Below are 18,761 nucleotides of genomic sequence, written 5' to 3'. Positions count from 1 at the left end.
TGGTCTGGCAGGCATTTGATCATTTTTCAGACTGCCGATTGAACCGCCCGTTCAGCACTGGACAATGCCCCTTCAAGATAACCGCCCAAATGGTCTGCGGTTTCTGTACCGGCAAAGTGAAAGGTGTTGTCCCAGATGCTTTTTTTCTCGGAAGGCGGATGGTATTCAGGATGATTGTGGGCAGACAGCTGGTCATATTCAGTGGCTGTAAATTCTTCCCTTGACCAGTCCTGATAATAGACGCTCACGGGCCGTCCGGCCGACGACCCGTAAAGGTGGGCAAGCTGGCTTAGAATGGCCGGAATCATGGCGTCTTTATCCTTTCGCCGCAATGCCGGGATACCCACAAATCCGGTCAGCCCATAGGGCCTGTCTGCCTCGCTGGACCCGTCATGAATCTCCCCCAGGGGACCGCACAGGCTGAACCCCTGGCCACAAAGGCCCATATTCCGCCACTCGGCCCCATCGTACAGGGTAAAAAATTTTGCATGGCCTGCCATCCAGGTACTTGCTTTCAGCATTGCCTGGGTCAGATTGTAAGACAGATCCGGTGTAAACAAAATCGAGCCGGCAGCAAGCCGGGGCGGCAAAGCAAGAATAATGCTGGATGCCTCCAGCCGGCATTGGGGTTCCTGGTCAAGGCGCCCCACAGTGACACCCACACCCTTATCCAGCCGTTGAATTTCACAGACCGGATGATTCAGCCGGATGACATCTTTGGGAATCCGGGCACAAAGTCCATTGACAAGGGAGATCATACCCCCCGTAAGCCGCCATCCGGGCGGATTCATTGGATAGCCCTCAATGGTTTCAACATGGCCATCTTTGGCCTGGAACCGGCCCAGGCCTGTTTCAAACTGGGGATAACCTTTAAGACCCAAAGTCTGTACCAGCGCTTTTATCCTCGGGTTGACCATGGGCCAGTACCAGGAAGGTCCCAGGTCAGCAAAAAAACCTTGATGCTCCGGACTTAAAATTCTGCCGCCCACACGGGATCGGGCTTCAAGCAGAACTATGGATCGTTTCTTTTCCGCAAGCAGAAAGGCCGCATAAATCCCGCTGAGGCCGCCCCCAATGATGATGGTATCAACTTTTTCCCTGTGCATATCCGTGCCCTATTTCTCGTTTTCTTTCAGCTCTCCATCAAACCGCCAGGTCTTTTTCAAAAGTGTTATGCACCTGTAAAAATAAAAAATCAATGTTTTCACCGTTGAAATAAAATACTTACCCCCGCAATTTGAATTTACCCTAAAAACGTTTCACTCGATTATCAAGTTCCAGGGATCGAAAATCTTGACAGTACGACCATAATCATTTAGATATACATCGCCTGTTGAACTTTTGTTCTATGATTTGGAGAGGTGGCCGAGTGGCTGAAGGCCCTGCTCTCGAAAAGCAGTATCCCGGCAAAACCGGGATCGTGGGTTCGAATCCCACCCTCTCCGCCAAATCTGGACCCAATTCCCTGGCCTTTTTCCATGCATCCCACGGCAATCAAGAAAAAACAATCTCCATCGATCAATACCTGATGCCATCTTTCATTTTCTATCGCTTTCCCGAACGGACACTTAACAGCGGAACAGGGCAGTGGCGGAAAAATTTTTCCGCATTTGATCCAAAAAGGATGCCGGCAATATTTGAACGGCCCTTGGAGCCGACCACCACGAGATCGACCTGTTCCTCTTCAATGACACGATTTAATTCCAGAAAGGGAACACCCACCCGGATCACCTTTTTAACAGAATCGTAGGTACACGATATTTCCTTGAGCAGTGCTTCAATCTGCAGGATACGTTTTGCTGTTTTTTCTTTTACATAATCGTCTGCAAGTTTTTTTACATCTTTTTCAATGACGCGGTCAAATTGCTTGTCTGAAATGGAAAGAAGGGTGTCCACATCCCTCCGGTTAATAATATTGACGATAATCAACTCTGCCTGGCATTTTTCCGCCAGGCTGGCAGCATGTTCCAGGGTATGTTTCGAGTACTCGGAAAAATCACACCCAACCATTATTTTCTTGAAGGTTATCATTTTTTACTCCTTAATCTTTCTGGCCTTGATCATCTTTTTATTAATAATGGCTTGTCTGCCTGTGTCATTTATCAAGGGGCACAAACCGGGCCGTGGCGATGTCCAGGGGCCAGATCACTTCAAACCTGCCGTTAATAATCTGCAGCACCAGTGTGCGCACGGTGTTCTGCCTCTCAAAACCGTCATAGGCGTAGAACTTTACAGGACCGAAGGGTGTGGTCATGTATGTTTTATCCAATGCCGCCCGGATACTCCCTGGGCTTAACGAGTCAGCACGTTTCAATGCGTCTGCCGCCACCAGCAGCGCGGAATAGGCTTCGGCACCGTGATAATCAGGAGCATAGGAATAAACCTGCAGAAAACGATCATGGTATTTTTTTGTCCCGGGGTATGGCAACTGGTGGGACCACAGGGTGGCTGTTAATAAATGACTGGCAGCTTTCCCCGCCCTCTTGATGAATTCATCGCTGGTAAATCCGCCGGCCCCCCCGCACAACAGAACCTCAATTTTAACTTCCCGGATGGCTTTAACCAGGGCGACACCATCATCCAGACGGGAAACCATATAAATAAGATCCGGCGGATCGTCCACCTGCAGTGCCAATATAGAACGGAAATAGGCCGGGTCTGTCCGTTCCCGGTCATATCCCACGCTCGAACCCATGGCAATGCCGTTCTCCTGGCAAAAGCCCATCATATGGGTCGCACCATCCATCCCGAACATGCTGTTCTCATAGAGGATCGAGATAAATTTCGGCTTGATCGACTTCATCCAGAAATCCTCCAGGCCTTTGGTATACTCACTGATCGGCGGATTCAGCCGGTAAATATTTTTCCATCTTTTCCGGGTGATCCTGTCTGCCGAAGCCGTACAGACAAGGAAAGGCACATCCAGGGTATTGGCAGTTTCTGCCATGGCATAGGTCGGAGCGCTCGTATGTCCGCCGACCAGCATCACGGCTTTATCAGTGACAACCAAGTCCCTGACGATCTTTTCGCCCACGGATTCTTTTCCCTGATCATCGCCATAGACAAGCGCCAGGGGGCGGCCATTAATCCCGCCGTTTTCGTTGATCAGTTTCCTGGCCATTTCAAAGGAATCCTTCATCATTTGCCCGTCTTTCATCTGTTTTCCAGACAGGGGAAGGGGAACTCCGACAACAATGGGCTCAGCCCCATGGGTCTCAACCGGTATCACAAGCATTAGAAACACGACAATCAACACGCTTTTTATGCAGGCTGGCATTTTACGCTCCCTTAAATTAAATAAATTAAAAGAAGTCATTAGATATTCACCTTACATCCCACGCCTTTAATTACTGGGCCCAGACCGGCAGCACACCGACTTTGATACCAAATACCGCCGTCCCCACCAGGAGGAACAGGGTCGTTATAAGGACAATGCCGATGAGATTAATCAACAGACCTGCCTTGACCATTTCGCCTATTTTAACCCGCCCACTTCCAAATACAATGGCGTTGGGAGGCGTGGCAACCGGCATCATAAACGCACAGGATGAGGCAAGGGCCGCCGGAATCATCAACAGGAGGGGATTGGTCTTCATGGCCACCGCAATGGAGGCCAGAATAGGTAGAATCATCTGGGTGGTGGCAGTGTTGGATGTCAGCTCGGTCAGGAAGGTCAGGCTGGTGCAAATAACCCCAATCATGGCGACGGTACTGAATCCTGCAAGAACTTGAAGCTTGTTGCCGATAAAATCGGCAAGCCCGGTGACTTGAAACCCTTTTGCCAGGGCAAATCCCCCGCCGAAAAGGATGACTATATCCCAGGGAAGATTTTTAAAAACCGTTACGTCCATCAGTGTTGCCGTTTTGGCCTGGGGGTTACGCGTGGGGAAGAAAAACAGAAGAAAGGCCATGAAAATCGCCACCGTGCCGTCATCAATCAGTTTCGCAGTGGGAAGCAGGTTTGACCATCCAGGTATGGTCATAAATCCCAAAACAAGATTTTTTCTGAACACCCATAATAACGCCGTTATAAAAAAGACCATGGCAACAACCTTTTCTTCGTAGCTCATGGGCCCCAGGGCTTTGTATTCATCATTCACAATCTTTGGATCCACCTTCAGGTGCTCTGCCGGCCGATAGATGAGTTTTGTAAGCACAACCCAGATGGTAAGCACCATGCACACAGATATGGGAACCGCCATGATCATCCAGATGCCAAAGGAAATGGGCGGGGCTTCAGGAAATGTGAGTTGAAACGTACGCTGCAGTACAAGGTTGGGAGGGGTTCCCACCAGGGTGGCCATACCGCCCATGGATGCAGCATAGGCAATTCCAAGCATTAAACAGAGTGCAAAACAGTGGGTGTCGGCCTCACCAAACTCTTCTTCCATTTTCAGGATGATGGACAGACCAATGGGAAGCATCATGATGGTGGTGGCGGTATTGGACATCCACGCCGACAAAAAGGCGGAAGCGGCCATGAATCCCAGGATGATTCTGGAAGGCCCTCCCCCGATGGTCCGTATGGTCAAAAGCGCCAACCGTCTGTGCAAATCCCATTTCTCCATGGTCAGCGCAATCATGAAACCGCCGATAAAAAGAAAAATCGTACTGTTAAAATAAATGGGTGCCGTTGCCTTGCCTGCTAAAATGCCCATCAACGGATACAGAATCATGGGAAGGATGGCCGTACCTGCCAAAGGGATCGCCTCAGTGATCCACCATATGGACATGAGCAAAGCAATGGCAGCCATGCGGGTCACCACCGGCTTTCCCGGCACAAAATCAAAGGACAGGACAAGAAAAAACAAAACAGGACCGAATATCAATCCAACCATTTGCGCTTTTGATCTCGTATGTTTGCTAAATTTCATCTTAAACTCTCCTCTTCTGTTTTATCGATGTAAAATCCTTGTGGGGGATCTTTACGGGAAACAGGTTTAGTAACATATGGGAGTTACAAGGTCCGCCATCTGGAGTTCCATGGGTCAGGAGTGTATTATTGCACTTTTGTTAGGCTTAGAAAGGGGGCCAGATATTGTCAAAAGAATGGAGCCTGATAAAAGATTCAGCCTCCAATAACACAAGCCTGCCCCCGATCATCAAAATTGAAGTCCGAAAGTTGAGATAAAAATTAGAGCAGACTCAAACTGAAATGTCAAGGGTCGCCATTGCCCCAAATCCACTGCCTGTTTTTTTATACCCCTCTAAAAACGATTTAAGGGATTTTCTACGCGCCTCAACCGCTAATCGTTTCTCCAAATGAAATGAATCTAAATATAGGCACAGTAATTGTTGCCCCGATGACAACTAAAGGACGAAACTACCCAACAAGGGTCATGCCTGTCTGAGTTTTTTTCTTCATACGTGAATGGAAGCACGCCTTGAGTCATTTTTTTAGGTGGTGGATCAAGGTTGCAGGTTTAAGGGCCATGCCCTGGCAAAAAGTCTTTTTAGGATGGACTTTCTTGACAAGCAGTCATTGGAGGCGAGGGTTCGTGATGGAGGGTTGATGGTTTTCACCGGTTGTCATTTCAGCAATGGGAATTCCCAGTGCGGCGCCCAGGAAAAAAGGATAGGGAACGGCCGAAAGGTTTTTATCTGAAAGGATATGGGCGGCATCTTTTCCCTGGTACTGGATCTGGCAATGGGTACAGGCCGTGCAGATATGGGCAGCGCCTTCCCGACTGGCGGTTTCCGCCTTATGGGTAATCATTTTCAGGGCCAGCGCTTCATTGTCTTTGGCCACTGGGCTGCCGCAGCACTCTGTTTGTTTTGACCAGTCAATGGCCTCAAGGCCCGTGATATTCACCAGTGTCTTGAAGATTATAGGTGCAGAGGGGTTGTCAAACCCGGTGACGGAAAAGGGACGCAGGGCGTGGCATCCATGCTGGAGTGCTATTTTTTCAGGTGCCAGGGGCCTTGTGATCTTTTTTTTCAGGGTGTCGATCCCAATGTCGTGGTACAAAAATGAGAGCAGATGTTTGATCCCGGCAGGTTCCCCTGGGGGGGAACCAGGGGAACCTGGGTAAAAAAGCCCCTGGTCTGCCAGCAACCGGTCAATTTTATCCCGAAGCGCTTTTCTGTTTTCGTACCAGTACAACCCATATTTAAGCTGACCAAAACAGCATTGGCAGGGCGTCATGATGTCCAGTCCATATTTTTGGGCCAGGACCAGGTTCTTTATGGCCGAAAAAACACTCACTTCAAGGTTTTTGCCCCGAGATGGGTTCCCGCAGCAATTAAACGGCAGCCGGACAAGGGTCACCCCCAGTGCGGCCATGATCGCCTCCACTGCCTTTCCATAGGACTTGAGCGAAAAAGTAATTTGACATCCGGGAAAATAAGCCACTTTCATTTGTCAGCCCCCCTGAGAGGTTAATCGAGTCAATTTAATCTGCTCTGCCCTTTTCTGCCCCTGGACCCGAAGCTCAAGAAGAATGTCCGTGATCCGTATGCCCTGGGGACACAATTCCTGGCAGGCATAACAGGTAAGGCAATTCCATACCATGGGGGATGCCGTGGCCATCTCTTTTTTCCCCAGCCGCAACAGGTTCATCACCTGGTGGGGCCCCAGGTCCGTTCCATCAGGATCATAGGCCACCACGGGACAGGCATTGGTGCAGATGGTACACTGGACGCAGTTTTCAAAGGCCTCCACCTGGTCAGCCAGACCGAAACAAAAAGTATTGGTGTCCGGTTCCTGTGAAGGGAAAGTTATTCCTGTCCACTGGTCAAGGGGGGTGTCAAACACCTGGGTATAATTATCCGGACAGCCTAGATGTTCCATAAGGGAATCAGCCGATTCCCACAAACGAACCAGGTCAATACCTGCCGGGCAGATATCCCCGCACCTGCCACACCGGGCACAATCATCATTTCCCGACCGTAGAAGGACCGCGGTTCCGGCGTCCCCTATCCCTTTTTCTGCCATGGTCCGGATGGCCTCAATTTTTACATGGGGCAGAATTCCAGCATTGCCCGTGATCTGATAATTCGGGTACACATTGCAGACCTGTGAACAAAACCTGCAATCTGTGCAGGCCGTGAGGCTGAAAAAATCCAGCCCCTCACCCCCTTGTTCCAGGGACTGGGGCGTAACCCGCTTGCGGCTGCTTGCCACGGGAATGGCGATCAGGTGAAACATCCGGGTAAAAGGAACCAGGGCCAGTAAAACAAGGGCAATACCAGCATGGAGCCAGTACAGGAATTTGTCCACCCGGAACCGGGCCAGTCGGTTGCCCCCCTCCCTTACAAATCCTGCCAGGGAAGTTGAGACAAAAGCGCTGTCAGGCCTGTCGTGGCAGTCCATGCAGTATTCCTGGTTTAAATCGCTGCCCGACTCAAAAACCCTTGCCTTAAACGTCGTGTCTTTGACCACCAGGTGATACTCCTGAACCCAAAAGCCCTTTAAATCCATGAGTCCGTTTTCTTCGTCCAGTTCGGAATAGTCTGCCACCATCTCGTCAAACCGGGGTTCAGATATGATCTGGAAGGATTCCAGCAGAAACCCGGATCCCACAAGGGCCAGGATCAACAGGGATGCACTTATACCGGGCCTGTTTATATGAAAATTGCCTGGCCTGAACCGATTCATCCGGCGAAGCAGAAAAAGGATACATCCCAGACCGACAAAGACGCCCGCAAGATTTCTCAAAAACCTGAAGGGTGCAATTCCCGGCTGATACCAATAAAACAACCCCGAAGTCACATCATCCAGGGCATGGACGACCAGGAGATAGACAAACCCGGAAACGACCAGAAAATGAACCAGCCACCTCAGTTTTGCTGCCTTGAACAATTTCGTCTGGAATACCGTGTTCAGCAGCCCTCCCCGTACATCAAGGTCAAATTTCGCCTTTTCCTGGAACGCCCTGCCCTTTTCAACGAACCGGCCTGCCCCTGGAATGGACCGGAAACGATAAACAAGACCTGCCAGAAAAATGATCAACGCACTGCCCAGGAGGATTCTAAATATCATGATTCCACCCCCCAGTTTTTCCGACAAAAACCATCCACTGCAGTACAGGCAGAGACCAGGGAAACCCCGGCCCCGGATTTAAGCCGCACCCAGTCATTGTGGGCCAGAATACTGCCAACGGCGTAAAGATGGGAAAACACGGGCTGGCCCTTGGCGTTGAGGGGCCTGAATCCCGGGTCTGTTTCAACTCCGGCCTGATTGATTTGATGGCCCTGGCGGGCTAAAAAATTGGTTTCGTGCCAGAGGTTGCGCATTACAGGCTGGTGCACGTTCAAGTTAAATACCGGCTCCACAATCCGGTCCCGGCGGGCGTGGAGGCCGTTGCCCAGAAATCGTCCCGTGGCAAGCACCACGCCCCTGGCAGAGATAGACAGGCTGCGGCTGTCAGTGGTACCGGTACAGATAAATTTTTTACCGTTAAATACAGGATCTTTGATCATGATATTGCTTAAAAATGTCACGCCTGACGCGGCCAGCAACCGATCAAAGGCATTTTTCAGCCGCAACCCGGGAATGGAGGGAGGAATACCCGGAATTTCAAACAGATCCAACCCGATCATGGTTTCCAGTTTTTTCTGGAGACCAAGACTGTCATGGATACCGCAGACAGCCGGCATCCCCGCAATATCGGCTTGATCTGAATAGGCAAGCACCTGACTTGCAAAGACCTCCTGTACCCGGGGATCTTCAAACCGTTCGGCCAGGACAAGGGGAGGGATGCTTGTGTTGACGCCCGGGATTTCAACACTCAGGGGAATGACATGGGCCAGGCGGTTCTTCACCTTGGCTGCCACCTGACGTGCGCTGAATCCCTGGAGGCCTTTGATATCAATCACGAGCAGCCGTTTTTCATCCCCCAGAAGATGGGTCCCTTTTTCCATGGTTTTGGGCACCATAAAACTGGGTTTCATCGTTCCCAGGGAAGTTAGCACCGGAAGGTTCCGGCCAGGGGACAGATGATAGTCAAGACCTGCCTTGCCCAGAACATCCTTTAAAAACCCAAAGTATTGAACGATCTGTTCATGACGGGCGCCCCCATAAGGATGGGCCGAATTATTTGCCAGGAGCCAGGCAAGCCCCTGGGCTGGATCGTCCAAAGAACCCTGTGCATCCATGGGATAGACCCCCAGATAATCCATGAGCCCGCTCACCAGAATCAGCCCTCCGGAGTTTCCGGCCAAAACCGTTCTCAGCCCAAGGTGGGCTGCCCGGACAGCCGCCACCATACCGGCCAGGCCCGCTCCGATGACCAGAAGGTCACAATCCATGTCCCTGTGTCCGTTCATCTTTGCCCTCCTGTTGGCTCTCCGGTTTGATCCCCTGACTCATATGGGGGTTCAAGTTCAAGACAGAACAGACCGCAATGGATCATCTCCTTCAGGGAAGACTGGCCAAGGACGGTTCCCCACAACAGGGCATGTTCCCCCTTCCACCGTTCATTTAAGAAACGCCGGAGCCCGTCGGCCCCCTGGGGCCCTTCCACCTCTTCCTGGTTGTACAGATGGGACAGCACCCGGACACTGCAGAAAGCGCCCTGGCAGGGACCTTTACCAATACGACTTCTCAGGGCAATGGCCAAAAGGTCTGGCTTTGCCCAGTTTTTCCGAATGGTGGAAACAAGGGAGTCAATGGCGCTGGCCGGTACCATTTCACATTCGCACAACAAAGGGTCTCCCTTGGTCCGGGAGAAAAACTTCTGGCCCAGGGCAACCCCTGGCTCGGTCCATCCCCCTCCTGCAGTTCTGGGAAGGATCAAATCCCGGGTTTGACAAGCAGCAGAAATGCCAAGTTTGCCACAGACCATGTCTGAGGTTCTTTCCGCCATCAACCGGAAGGTGGTCAGTTTTCCCCCGGTAATGGTAATAAAATTATCCACCCCGTCCCTGGCATGATCCAGAAGGGAAAACCCCCTGGACACGGTCCGGTCATCCCCCCCACCTGCACTGACCAGGGGGCGGACCCCGGAATAGGCCCTGATAAACCTGCAATGCCCCAGGGCCGGTATCATCGGTTCACCCTGGTCGATGATCATGTCCACCTCTTCAACGCTGGGAAAAAGGTTGTCTGGAGATGCCGTTCTTACAGATGTGGTGCCAAGGATGGAAACCACACCGCCGGGCATGAGGATATCGCCGTTGCTGGGATGTCTTAGACGATTAATGGCCCGGGTTGCCATTCGCCTGCCCGTGACCAGCAAACTGCCCTTGGAATAGACCATGGGGATATGAACCCCGGCCCGGGCAGCCACACAATCAGCCCAGGCACCTGTGGCACTCACATAGATATCGGCCTTGATGACAAACAATTCCCGGGTTTCCATGTTCAAAATTCGGGCACCCGCGATACGATGGTGTTCAACGATAAATGATTCCAGCCGGGCATGGTCATAATATTGCCCGCCCCGGTTCAACGCATCATTGAGGTTTTCAATGGAAAGTTTAAAGGGGTCAATAGCCGCATCGGGCACCCCAAAGGCGGCGATCAAATTAGGGGACAAACAGGGTTCCATCTCCCTGACCTCTTTTAGATTCAGGGACTGGCAAGGGATACCCGAACGCTGGCACAGGCCGGGAAAATCAGCGATATACCCCTCCTCATCCCCGGATACCGCCACAAAAAGTCCACCGGTATCTTCAATACAATGGGGGGCTATCTGTTTTAAAAGCGACCCTTCTGCCAGGCATTCCATGGCAGCCTCGGCATCGGTATAGACATATCTTGCGCCAGAATGTAAAAGCCCGTGATTTGCTCCGGAAGCGCCGGCATTTAAATCGCTTTTCTCAATGAGGATAAGCTTGACTCCGCGAAGGGCAAGATCCCTGGCAATACCAGTACCTGTTGCCCCGCCTCCGATCACCAGCACCTGGGTTTCGATTGTTTTTTCCATTGCCGTTCCTTTTTTGTCCAGGAAAGCGGTTATCAATCATCCAAACGTCATGAAGATTTAAGATTCAAAGATCAGGTCCCCCACCTAGGGATATCAGCAAGTGTTGTGCCAATTTCTAAAATTCTTACCCCCAGGGCCCCTATTCCCTTATAATCGGTTGACACGTGGCCACAAAATTCGGGAAGAAAGCATCTCCATGGGCCACGGCAAACAGAGGGGCGATCCGCTTGCCCTTGTCCATCCACAGGTTGATCCCTGGAAAATGAATGCGATATTTTTTTACAAGATGTAAAAAGAGCTGACAATTTCATGGCCACAGATCTGGGCATGGACTGCACCTGACCTAAAATTTTTCCTTGACATCCTCCATTCGAATAAGTAACTATCACTTACCATAATTATCAACATGGAGATAAGACTATCTTCACACGACAACAAACTGATATAACATACAATAAGTCAACAACGGGGCAGGTAAATAAAACATACCTGAAAGGCCCATGGAACAGTTAGGGAATCCATTTCCACCGGGAAAGAGAAAAATCCTCAAAGCCCTGCGACACCTTCTGGAGGAGAGACACTTCGCCTCTATTACCATTGCAGAGATTGCCAGAACCGCCGGGGTTACCGAAGGGCTGATCTATAAATATTTCAAGGATAAACGGGACATCCTTCACCAGGTGCTGTCCGTCCATTACGAAGACTTCCTCGCCCAGATCCGGCGGGATCTTAAGGGCATCGACGGCCCCCTGAACCGTCTCCAGAAGGTGATCTGGTCGTGCATCGACCGCTATGCCAACCACCGGGTCTTTGCACGAATCATTCTCCTGGAGGTGAGAAACAGTGACGACTACTTTGAAAGCAAGGCATACCAGCAGGTCAGGATCCTCAACAAAATCATCATGACCCTCATTGAACAGGGTGTAGCAGCAGGCGAAATACGACGGGATATCCCCGCCACCTTTATCCGGAATACCATCTTTGGCGCCATCGAACACTCTTGTATGAACCGGGCCATCTTCAACAAAGCCATTTCAACGGACGAGACGGCCCGGCACATAACCGATTTGATTTTTAAAGGCATCAAACCATAATAGAACAGGGGGACAGGAAAAAGCATGGCAGAACAGATCGCAGACCAGCGGGACATTGAGTTTGTTCTTTATGAACAGCTGGACACAATGGGCATCCTTGCATCGAAAAAATTCAAGGACATCAACAAAACCATGGCAGACATGGTCGTCAAGGAGGCAAGGACCCTTGCCATTAAAGAGATCCTTCCCACCTTTACCGAATGCGACCGACAGGGCGTAAACTTTGACCGAGGATGCGTGACTGTTCCCGAGTGCTTTAAAAGGGGACTTGACCTCCTTCGCAAGGGAGAATGGGGCGCCCTTACAGCCGATCCTGAATTCGGGGGCCAGGGGCTCCCCCACACCATTGCCCAGGCAGCCCTGGATTATTTGATCGGTGCCAACTACACCATGATGGTCTATGTGATCCTGGGACATGGTGCGGGCAAAATGATCGATTATTTCGGCACTCCAGCCCAGAAAGCGCTCTTCCTTGAAAAGCTCTACACCCTTGAGTGGGGTGGATCCATGCTTTTGACCGAACCCTCTGCCGGATCTGATCTGGGAGCTCTGACCACCACTGCCACAAAAAACGACGATGGCACCTACTCCATCACGGGCAACAAGATCTTCATCACCAACGGCGAGCAGAACCTTACGGATAACATCATCCATCCGGTACTTGCCAGGATTGAAGGCGCTCCTGCCGGTACCCGGGGTATCTCCATCTTCATCGTTCCCAAAATCTGGGTCAACGAGGACGGCAGCTTTGGCGAATCCAATGATGTGGTATGCACGGGCGTTGAAGAAAAGATGGGACTCCACGGAAGCCCCACATGCAGTCTATCCCTTGGCAGCAAGGGCCAATGCCGGGGATTTTTGCTGGGCAAGGAAAACCAGGGTATGCAGATCATGTTCCACATGATGAACGAGGTACGTCTGGAGGTGGGAACCCAGGCAGCCACCCACGCCTCATGTGCCTACCTCTACGCCCTTGACTATGCCCGCACCCGATGCCAGGGCCGTTCCCTTGAAACAAGCCGGGACAGTTCAGCCCCCCAGGTCCCCATCATCCAGCACCCGGACGTCCGTCGCATGCTCACCAAGATGAAAGCCCATGTGGAAGGCATGCGAAGCCTGCTCTATTACACGGCCTTCTGCATTGACAAGGGCCATTGTGCAGACACCCAGGCGGAAAAGGATCGTTACCAGGGTCTCACTGAAATTCTCACCCCCATTGTCAAGGCCTATTGCAGCGAACGGGGCTTTGACGTGTGCGTGGATGCCATGCAGGTATTTGGCGGTTACGGCTATACCCGGGAATACCCCATGGAACAGCTGGTCAGGGACTGCAAAATCTGCTCAATCTACGAGGGAGCAAACGGCATCCAGGCCATGGATTTCCTTGGCAGGAAACTGACCATGGCCAAGGGCGCCTTTCTCACATCCCTTGTTGAAGAAATTAAAAAAACTGGCCAGAGGGCAATGGAGACCGAAGGGCTGGAGATGATGGGAGAAAAAGTAACGGCTGCGGCAGAATTGCTTGAAACCACCTGCACAAAAATGACCCAGGGTATCAGGGGCCCACAGTTCAAATCCACCTTTGCCTTTGCCCATCCTTTGCTTGAAGCCACAGGGGATGTGATCATGGCGTGGATGCTGCTGTGGCGGGCAAACGTTGCCCAGCCCTCCCTGGATGATATCTTGAACAAATCAAATGCCAATTCACTTGATGAAATTTTAGCAAACAACAAAAACGCCGCCTTTTACCATGGCAAGATCACGACTGCCGAATTTTTCATCAACACTCTTTTACCGGCAACCATGGGAAAGCTTAAGGCCATTGCCCAGGGAACGAACCCTGCCGTCACCATGCATGCCAACTCATTTTAAACCCATAAGGAGACAGAACAATGAAGGAAGTTGTAATCGTTTCAGGATGCAGGACCGCCATTGGCGGCTTTGGTGGGACACTAAAGAATTTGAGTGGGGCATACCTTGCCTCAATCACCATGAAAGAAGCGATCAAACGGGCCGGGATTGATCCGGCAATCATCGACGATGTGCGGTACGGCACCTGCATTGAATCCTTCGACACCCTTAACACGGCAAGGGTGGCAGCCCTTCTGGCCGGTATTCCAGAAACCATAACAGCCGTCACGGTCAACCGGGTATGCATCTCGGGCATGGAAGCCATGATTTCAGGCATGGCCATGATCCAGGCCGGCATGGCTGATGTCATCCTTGCCGGCGGCACCGAACATATGTCAAGCGCCCCCTATGCCGCTCCAGGAGCAAGATGGGGATGCCGCCTCCAGGATCAGACCCTGGTGGACACCCTGATCCACGCCCTCCACTGCGGATCCCATGTGATTCCCCATCCCGAAGACGGACCGGTTGACGAAACAAAGGCGCCCTTGAGCATGTTTGTGGGCAAGCCCTATATCATGGGCCACACGGCCGAGTTCATTGCCCAACATCTGGGTATCACCCGGGAAGAGTCCGACCAGATCGCCCTGAGAAGCCACAATTCAGCCGAACGCGCCACCAGCGACGGCTCGTTTGCCGAAGAAATCGTGCCGGTTCCCGTTCCCCAGCGAAAAAAAGATCCCATTCTCTTTGACAAGGACGAACATTTCAGGCCCGGCATGACCATGGAAAAACTTGCCAAGCTGCCCCCGGCCTTTGTGCCCAAGATCGGTACAGTCACGGCAGGCAACGCCTCGGGACTCAACGACGGGGCAACCGGCATGATCATCATGTCCCTTGACCGGGCAAAGGAACTGGGTCTCAAACCCATTGCCAGGATCAAGGCGGTTTCAAGGGGAGCCTGTCACCCCTCGGTCATGGGCCTCTCTCCTGTTCCTGCGGTCAAAAATCTGATCAAAAACAGCAACCTTTCGTTAGAAGACTTTGAGCTCATGGAAGTCAATGAAGCCTTTGCGGCCCAGTACCTTGGTTGCGAAAAAGAACTTGGCCTCAACCGGGAGATCACCAATGTCAATGGATCTGGTATCGGCCTTGGCCACCCCGTGGGTTCCACGGGTGCAAGAATCGTTGTCACCCTCATGCATGCCTTGAAACACAGAAACAAGACCCTTGGCATGGCAACCCTGTGCGGCGGCGGCGGTGTGTCCATGGCCTGCGCCATTGAAATGATCTAAATCATACGACCTGCACACCAGGAACTGACGGCTTCACCTTCAGTTCCTGGTGTAAAAACAGACATCGCCAAGATGAAACATATCAACCCGAAAATTCAGCTGAAACCGCCTTTATGGCATAGGCTTTCCCGTTGCATATTCAACAGCCTTCTCAGCATGTACAGTGGTGGTATCAAAAAGTCTTACCCGGGTATCTGACTGATTGACCAACATTCCAATTTCTGTGCACCCCAGTATAACCGCCTCAGCACCTTGATCTGCCAGGGAACCGATGATGCGCAAAAACGCAGCCTTTGAATCCGATCTGATTTTTCCCAGGCAAAGCTCCTGATATATTGTGTCATGAACAATTTTTCTGTCATTATCATTGGGCACCAGGACATTCAGGCCATGGGTATCCCTTAATCTTCCCCTGTAAAAATCCTGCTCCATTGTAAAAGAAGTTCCCAGCAGGCCAACGGTTTTTATCTGTTCACCAGCAAGGGTTTCTGCCGTTGCATCAGCAATATGGAGAAGGGGGATTTGAATGGCTCCTTGAATTTCAGGGGCAACTTTGTGCATGGTATTTGTGCAGATGAGGAGAAAATCCGCACCTGCTGACTCCACATTTTTTGCAGCTTCTGAAAGAATTCTGGCTGTGCCGTCCCAGTCTCCAGCCTGTTGCAGTTTTTCTATGGGTTCAAAATCAACACTGTACAGAACAATTTTTGCTGAATGCAGACCGCCAAGGGCGTTTTTAACCCCCTCATTAATGGCACGATAGTAATTAAGCGTACTCTCCCAACTCATACCACCTATCAGACCGATTGTTTTCATACCTTTGTTCCTTTTTCCTCGACGCCTGTGAAGGCGTTGTCCATTGGAAAGACGTTCAAATATAAATTGAATATCTCCATTCCGGTCAGCGACATTTTAAACTCCTTTTTTTGGGATAAACCCGACTATTGATCTGAGCCGGGTATCAAATCCAGGGCCTGCTGGATATGGTCGACAAAGATATCAACAATTTTTGGATTATAGCCCACACCCTTTTCTGTGACTGTAACGGCAATATCGCGTTCATTAAACGCATTCTTCCAGGAATCTTCATCACCGTTTAAATCCTCTGCCACATGGACACCTGCCACGAGCATCAAAGGGATCAACGAGACCTGGCGGACACCGGATCTGGCAAGTTTTTCAATGAGCAGGTCCTTGGAAGGCTCCTTGTCCACAACCCCCACATGGATGCCAGGGCCATATTCATTTTTCAAAATGGTATCCAGGGCAAGATATGAGGTCCAGGCCGGATGATCGGTTCCATGGCCGACCAGGACAGTTGCCTGTTGGGGGTCAGAGGATATCTCCAGCGAAAGGGCCCTGCTGACCTTTAGATAATCATCATAGGCGGTTAAAAGGGGCAGCCCCATGCTGGTTCGAATGTCGCTCTGGTCAGCATCTCCCACCAGGCGATAAAATTCATGGCCCCAGGTCAGGTGCATGGACTGGACAACGGCCCAGGGATATCCCTGCTCAAAAAGTTCGTCTAAAACGGTTGAAGGATGCTTGACCTTAGCTGCAGAATCACCCTTGAGCCTGTGGCGGACAATTCGGGAGGTATAGGCCCATCTGATGTCATGGTCTGGAAATTTTTCCCGGACAATCCCGTCCATAAAGGCATAGGTATCCAGGGCCCTGGAGGTGGTTCCAAATGCAGATAAAACAATAGGTGTTTTCATCATCTAATACCTTATCAAAGATGTTGATGAGATGGACATACACCTCACCGGATTTAGATCGAATCAAAAACGGTTGAATGATCTTGGTGTCCGCAGTTGTATAGGCATCAATCTTATCTTTTCGGGTGTTGTCCGTGTCTGTAAACTGGCTGCGGCAGGAACGCACGGTACATTCAACTCGGGTCGTGCCTGCAATTTTTGATAAATGATGGAGGGATTTAATCCCCCCATCATATCGGGTGCTGAATGATTACTTTACTCGTTGATTATGTCCTTGATATGCTGGCCATAGATCTTGACCCATTGATCATTTTCGCCCAGACCTTTGACAATGCACTCAACAGTTATACCCATTTTCGTAAAAATCGTTTTCCATGAATCCTCTTCGTCACTTGCCATATCATTATTGGCATGGTCACCGGCAACAACCATCAACGGTTTTAAAACAATTTTTTTAACATTGGTGTGCTTGAGCCCCTGGGTAACCGTATCCAGGGAGGGGAAACCTTCAACGGTTCCGATAAAAATATTTACATCTGGATACATCCTGCGCATCTGGTCCTGCAGTTCTGCATAGACCCCAGTGGAAAAATATTCATTTCCATGCCCCATATAAACAAGAGCGGCACCACGGGATTTAGCATATGCAACATCTTCGGCAAGGGCCTTTGCAGCGATTTCAATGTCTTCATGGTAATCAGGGCTCTTTCCAGGCTCACCAAGGGCAGGCCTTCCAAGGACAAGTTTATCAAAGGGCATGAATTTAGCTTTCAGGGTCTTTATGCTGTTAAAGCCTGCAACATAGGATTTAAGGTCAGCAAATTCTTCACCGGCATAAACATGGGTGGGTTGAACAACAATGGTTCTGTAGCCCTCATTTTGAAGATCTGCAATGGTTGCAAGGGGATTTTTTATATACAGAAATTCTTCTGGGACGCCCTTATTTTCCGATTGAAAGGCCGTATCCGTTTGACGTTCCTGCCAGATTTTTCTGATGATATTGGAAGTAAATGCGTGCTTTACAACAACCCCTGGATTCTCGTTTCTTACCAATTCACCAATGTTGATAAGTGATTTTAACGCATCTGGATATGAGGTACCGAAACTTGCAAGCACAATGGCTTTTTTCTGGGATTCCGAGGCAGAAGCAACAGACGTCAATGCGAGCAAAACAACCAATGAGAAAATAAAACAACCGATTTTCTTAATCATTTTTAAACTTTTCCTTTAAAAAAGAGACCCTGATGCTCAACACAATTCATATCTGCCCGCCTAAATAAAAATCATTTCAAACACGTACCAGGTCATAAAAATAAAAATTCCCTGCCTTGAAATCAAGGCAGGGAATCCCGTATTGAAACCCCTGATGTGATCAGGGGATCCTTTTTCCCATAAATAAACGATCCGTCCCATTCCCGGTCCATGGAAATAGAGACAACTCTCAAGGCAGGTCTTCTGACTTTCGGATCATCCTATACGCATGAACTTCATGCAAACCGCGCCTTCCCATTTTTTAAAAAAACAGTGGCAATTTGCGGTTTTCGTCCCCGATTACAGCGACGGGCTCGTTCCTGAATTCCACAGGATTCCCATTTTAAGCTGTTGAGCACCTTAAAAGCGGGCTGCAAAAAAACGCTGCCCTTTCTACGATTGATAGTAATAAGAGCAAAGTTGTTTTTTTGTCAATAAAAATATGACTGATATTTTCTTGACACCCTTCTGTCTCCTTGATACTTGAATCGGTGAATCAGGTACCCATTTAAAATGCATGGGTAAAAAGGGAATCCGGTTTAATTCCGGAACGGGCCCGCCGCTGTATACGGGGACGAACGCCAGAGAATGCCACTGTGGAGCGCCATGGGAAGGCCTGGCAAGTAGAATGATCCAAAGTCAGAAGACCTGCCTGATTCACAGGGATGAGATACCCATGGTAACGGG

The 18,761-nt window shown here is 50.4% G+C and carries 15 protein-coding genes, 1 tRNA gene and 2 riboswitches; of the genes, 5 read left to right on the top strand and 11 right to left on the bottom strand.

Annotated features, from left to right (window positions below; translation table 11 throughout):
* Nucleotides 1-26 precede the first annotated feature (26 nt).
* The gene (locus HRM2_RS03825) at nucleotides 27-1,106 is read right to left on the bottom strand and encodes a flavin monoamine oxidase family protein (RefSeq protein WP_012663140.1); all 1,080 of its coding nucleotides are present in this window, start codon (nucleotides 1,104-1,106) and stop codon (nucleotides 27-29) included.
* 249 nt (nucleotides 1,107-1,355) lie between these two features.
* On the opposite strand from HRM2_RS03825, the gene HRM2_RS03820 reads away from it, so the two are divergent.
* Nucleotides 1,356-1,448 (top strand) — tRNA-Ser (locus tag HRM2_RS03820).
* Nucleotides 1,449-1,545: 97 nt separating this feature from the next.
* Here HRM2_RS03820 and HRM2_RS03815 read toward each other — a convergent pair.
* The 3 genes from HRM2_RS03815 to HRM2_RS03805 all read right to left on the bottom strand — a co-directional run bounded on the left by HRM2_RS03815 (nucleotide 1,546) and on the right by HRM2_RS03805 (nucleotide 4,874).
* Nucleotides 1,546-2,031, bottom strand: a complete 486-nt coding sequence (locus HRM2_RS03815) for a universal stress protein (protein ID WP_012663139.1) — start codon at nucleotides 2,029-2,031, stop codon at nucleotides 1,546-1,548.
* Between the two features lie 64 nt (nucleotides 2,032-2,095).
* On the bottom strand, nucleotides 2,096-3,277 hold the full coding sequence (locus tag HRM2_RS03810) for an ABC transporter substrate-binding protein (RefSeq protein ID WP_041273032.1): 1,182 nt from the start codon (nucleotides 3,275-3,277) through the stop codon (nucleotides 2,096-2,098).
* 70 nt (nucleotides 3,278-3,347) lie between these two features.
* Entirely contained in the window at nucleotides 3,348-4,874 is a 1,527-nt protein-coding gene (locus HRM2_RS03805; protein ID WP_012663137.1) for an SLC13 family permease, read from the bottom strand.
* Nucleotides 4,875-5,225: 351 nt separating this feature from the next.
* On the opposite strand from HRM2_RS03805, the gene HRM2_RS26480 reads away from it, so the two are divergent.
* A complete protein-coding gene (locus tag HRM2_RS26480; protein ID WP_332306315.1) occupies nucleotides 5,226-5,351 on the top strand; it encodes a type II toxin-antitoxin system PemK/MazF family toxin in 126 nt (41 codons plus the stop codon).
* Nucleotides 5,352-5,479: 128 nt separating this feature from the next.
* Here HRM2_RS26480 and HRM2_RS03800 read toward each other — a convergent pair whose 3' ends face one another.
* From HRM2_RS03800 to HRM2_RS03785, 4 genes are read right to left on the bottom strand one after another with little or no spacing between them, the layout of a single operon-like run.
* Entirely contained in the window at nucleotides 5,480-6,358 is an 879-nt protein-coding gene (locus tag HRM2_RS03800; protein ID WP_049770399.1) for a CoB--CoM heterodisulfide reductase iron-sulfur subunit B family protein, read from the bottom strand.
* Between the two features lie 3 nt (nucleotides 6,359-6,361).
* The gene (locus HRM2_RS24945; protein WP_049770398.1) at nucleotides 6,362-7,981 is read right to left on the bottom strand and encodes a 4Fe-4S dicluster domain-containing protein; all 1,620 of its coding nucleotides are present in this window, start codon (nucleotides 7,979-7,981) and stop codon (nucleotides 6,362-6,364) included.
* Entirely contained in the window at nucleotides 7,978-9,267 is a 1,290-nt protein-coding gene (gene glpB / locus HRM2_RS03790; protein ID WP_012663135.1) for a glycerol-3-phosphate dehydrogenase subunit GlpB, read from the bottom strand. The genes HRM2_RS24945 and glpB overlap by 4 nt, the downstream gene beginning before the upstream one ends.
* Nucleotides 9,264-10,868, bottom strand: coding sequence for an FAD-dependent oxidoreductase (locus HRM2_RS03785; protein WP_012663134.1), 1,605 nt, complete (start codon nucleotides 10,866-10,868; stop codon nucleotides 9,264-9,266). Before HRM2_RS03785 ends, glpB begins: the two co-directional genes overlap by 4 nt.
* Nucleotides 10,869-11,368: 500 nt before the next feature.
* On the opposite strand from HRM2_RS03785, the gene HRM2_RS03780 reads away from it, so the two are divergent.
* The 3 genes from HRM2_RS03780 to HRM2_RS03770 are packed head-to-tail and all read left to right on the top strand — an operon-like array spanning nucleotide 11,369 to nucleotide 15,105.
* Nucleotides 11,369-11,962, top strand: coding sequence for a TetR/AcrR family transcriptional regulator (locus HRM2_RS03780; protein ID WP_012663132.1), 594 nt, complete (start codon nucleotides 11,369-11,371; stop codon nucleotides 11,960-11,962).
* A 24-nt stretch (nucleotides 11,963-11,986) separates the two neighbouring features.
* A complete protein-coding gene (locus HRM2_RS03775) occupies nucleotides 11,987-13,834 on the top strand; it encodes an acyl-CoA dehydrogenase (protein WP_012663131.1) in 1,848 nt (615 codons plus the stop codon).
* Between the two features lie 20 nt (nucleotides 13,835-13,854).
* The gene (locus HRM2_RS03770; protein WP_012663130.1) at nucleotides 13,855-15,105 is read left to right on the top strand and encodes a thiolase family protein; all 1,251 of its coding nucleotides are present in this window, start codon (nucleotides 13,855-13,857) and stop codon (nucleotides 15,103-15,105) included.
* Nucleotides 15,106-15,216: 111 nt separating this feature from the next.
* Here HRM2_RS03770 and HRM2_RS03765 read toward each other — a convergent pair whose 3' ends face one another.
* From HRM2_RS03765 to HRM2_RS03755, 3 genes are all read right to left on the bottom strand, one after another.
* Nucleotides 15,217-15,921: an aspartate/glutamate racemase family protein gene (locus tag HRM2_RS03765; RefSeq protein WP_012663129.1), complete on the bottom strand. Its 705-nt coding sequence runs from the start codon at nucleotides 15,919-15,921 to the stop codon at nucleotides 15,217-15,219.
* 125 nt (nucleotides 15,922-16,046) lie between these two features.
* Entirely contained in the window at nucleotides 16,047-16,826 is a 780-nt protein-coding gene (locus HRM2_RS03760) for a sirohydrochlorin cobaltochelatase (protein ID WP_012663128.1), read from the bottom strand.
* 252 nt (nucleotides 16,827-17,078) lie between these two features.
* Nucleotides 17,079-18,035 carry a sirohydrochlorin cobaltochelatase gene (locus HRM2_RS03755; RefSeq protein ID WP_012663126.1) on the bottom strand — a complete coding sequence of 319 codons (957 nt, stop codon included), beginning with the start codon at nucleotides 18,033-18,035 and terminating at the stop codon, nucleotides 17,079-17,081.
* Between the two features lie 216 nt (nucleotides 18,036-18,251).
* Nucleotides 18,252-18,452, bottom strand: a riboswitch (cobalamin riboswitch).
* A 103-nt stretch (nucleotides 18,453-18,555) separates the two neighbouring features.
* Nucleotides 18,556-18,744: riboswitch (cobalamin riboswitch) on the top strand.
* Nucleotides 18,745-18,761 lie beyond the last annotated feature (17 nt).

This window comes from Desulforapulum autotrophicum HRM2 (genome assembly GCF_000020365.1).
Lineage (GTDB): Bacteria > Desulfobacterota > Desulfobacteria > Desulfobacterales > Desulfobacteraceae > Desulforapulum > Desulforapulum autotrophicum.
This window is presented reverse-complemented; position numbering and strand designations above follow the sequence as displayed.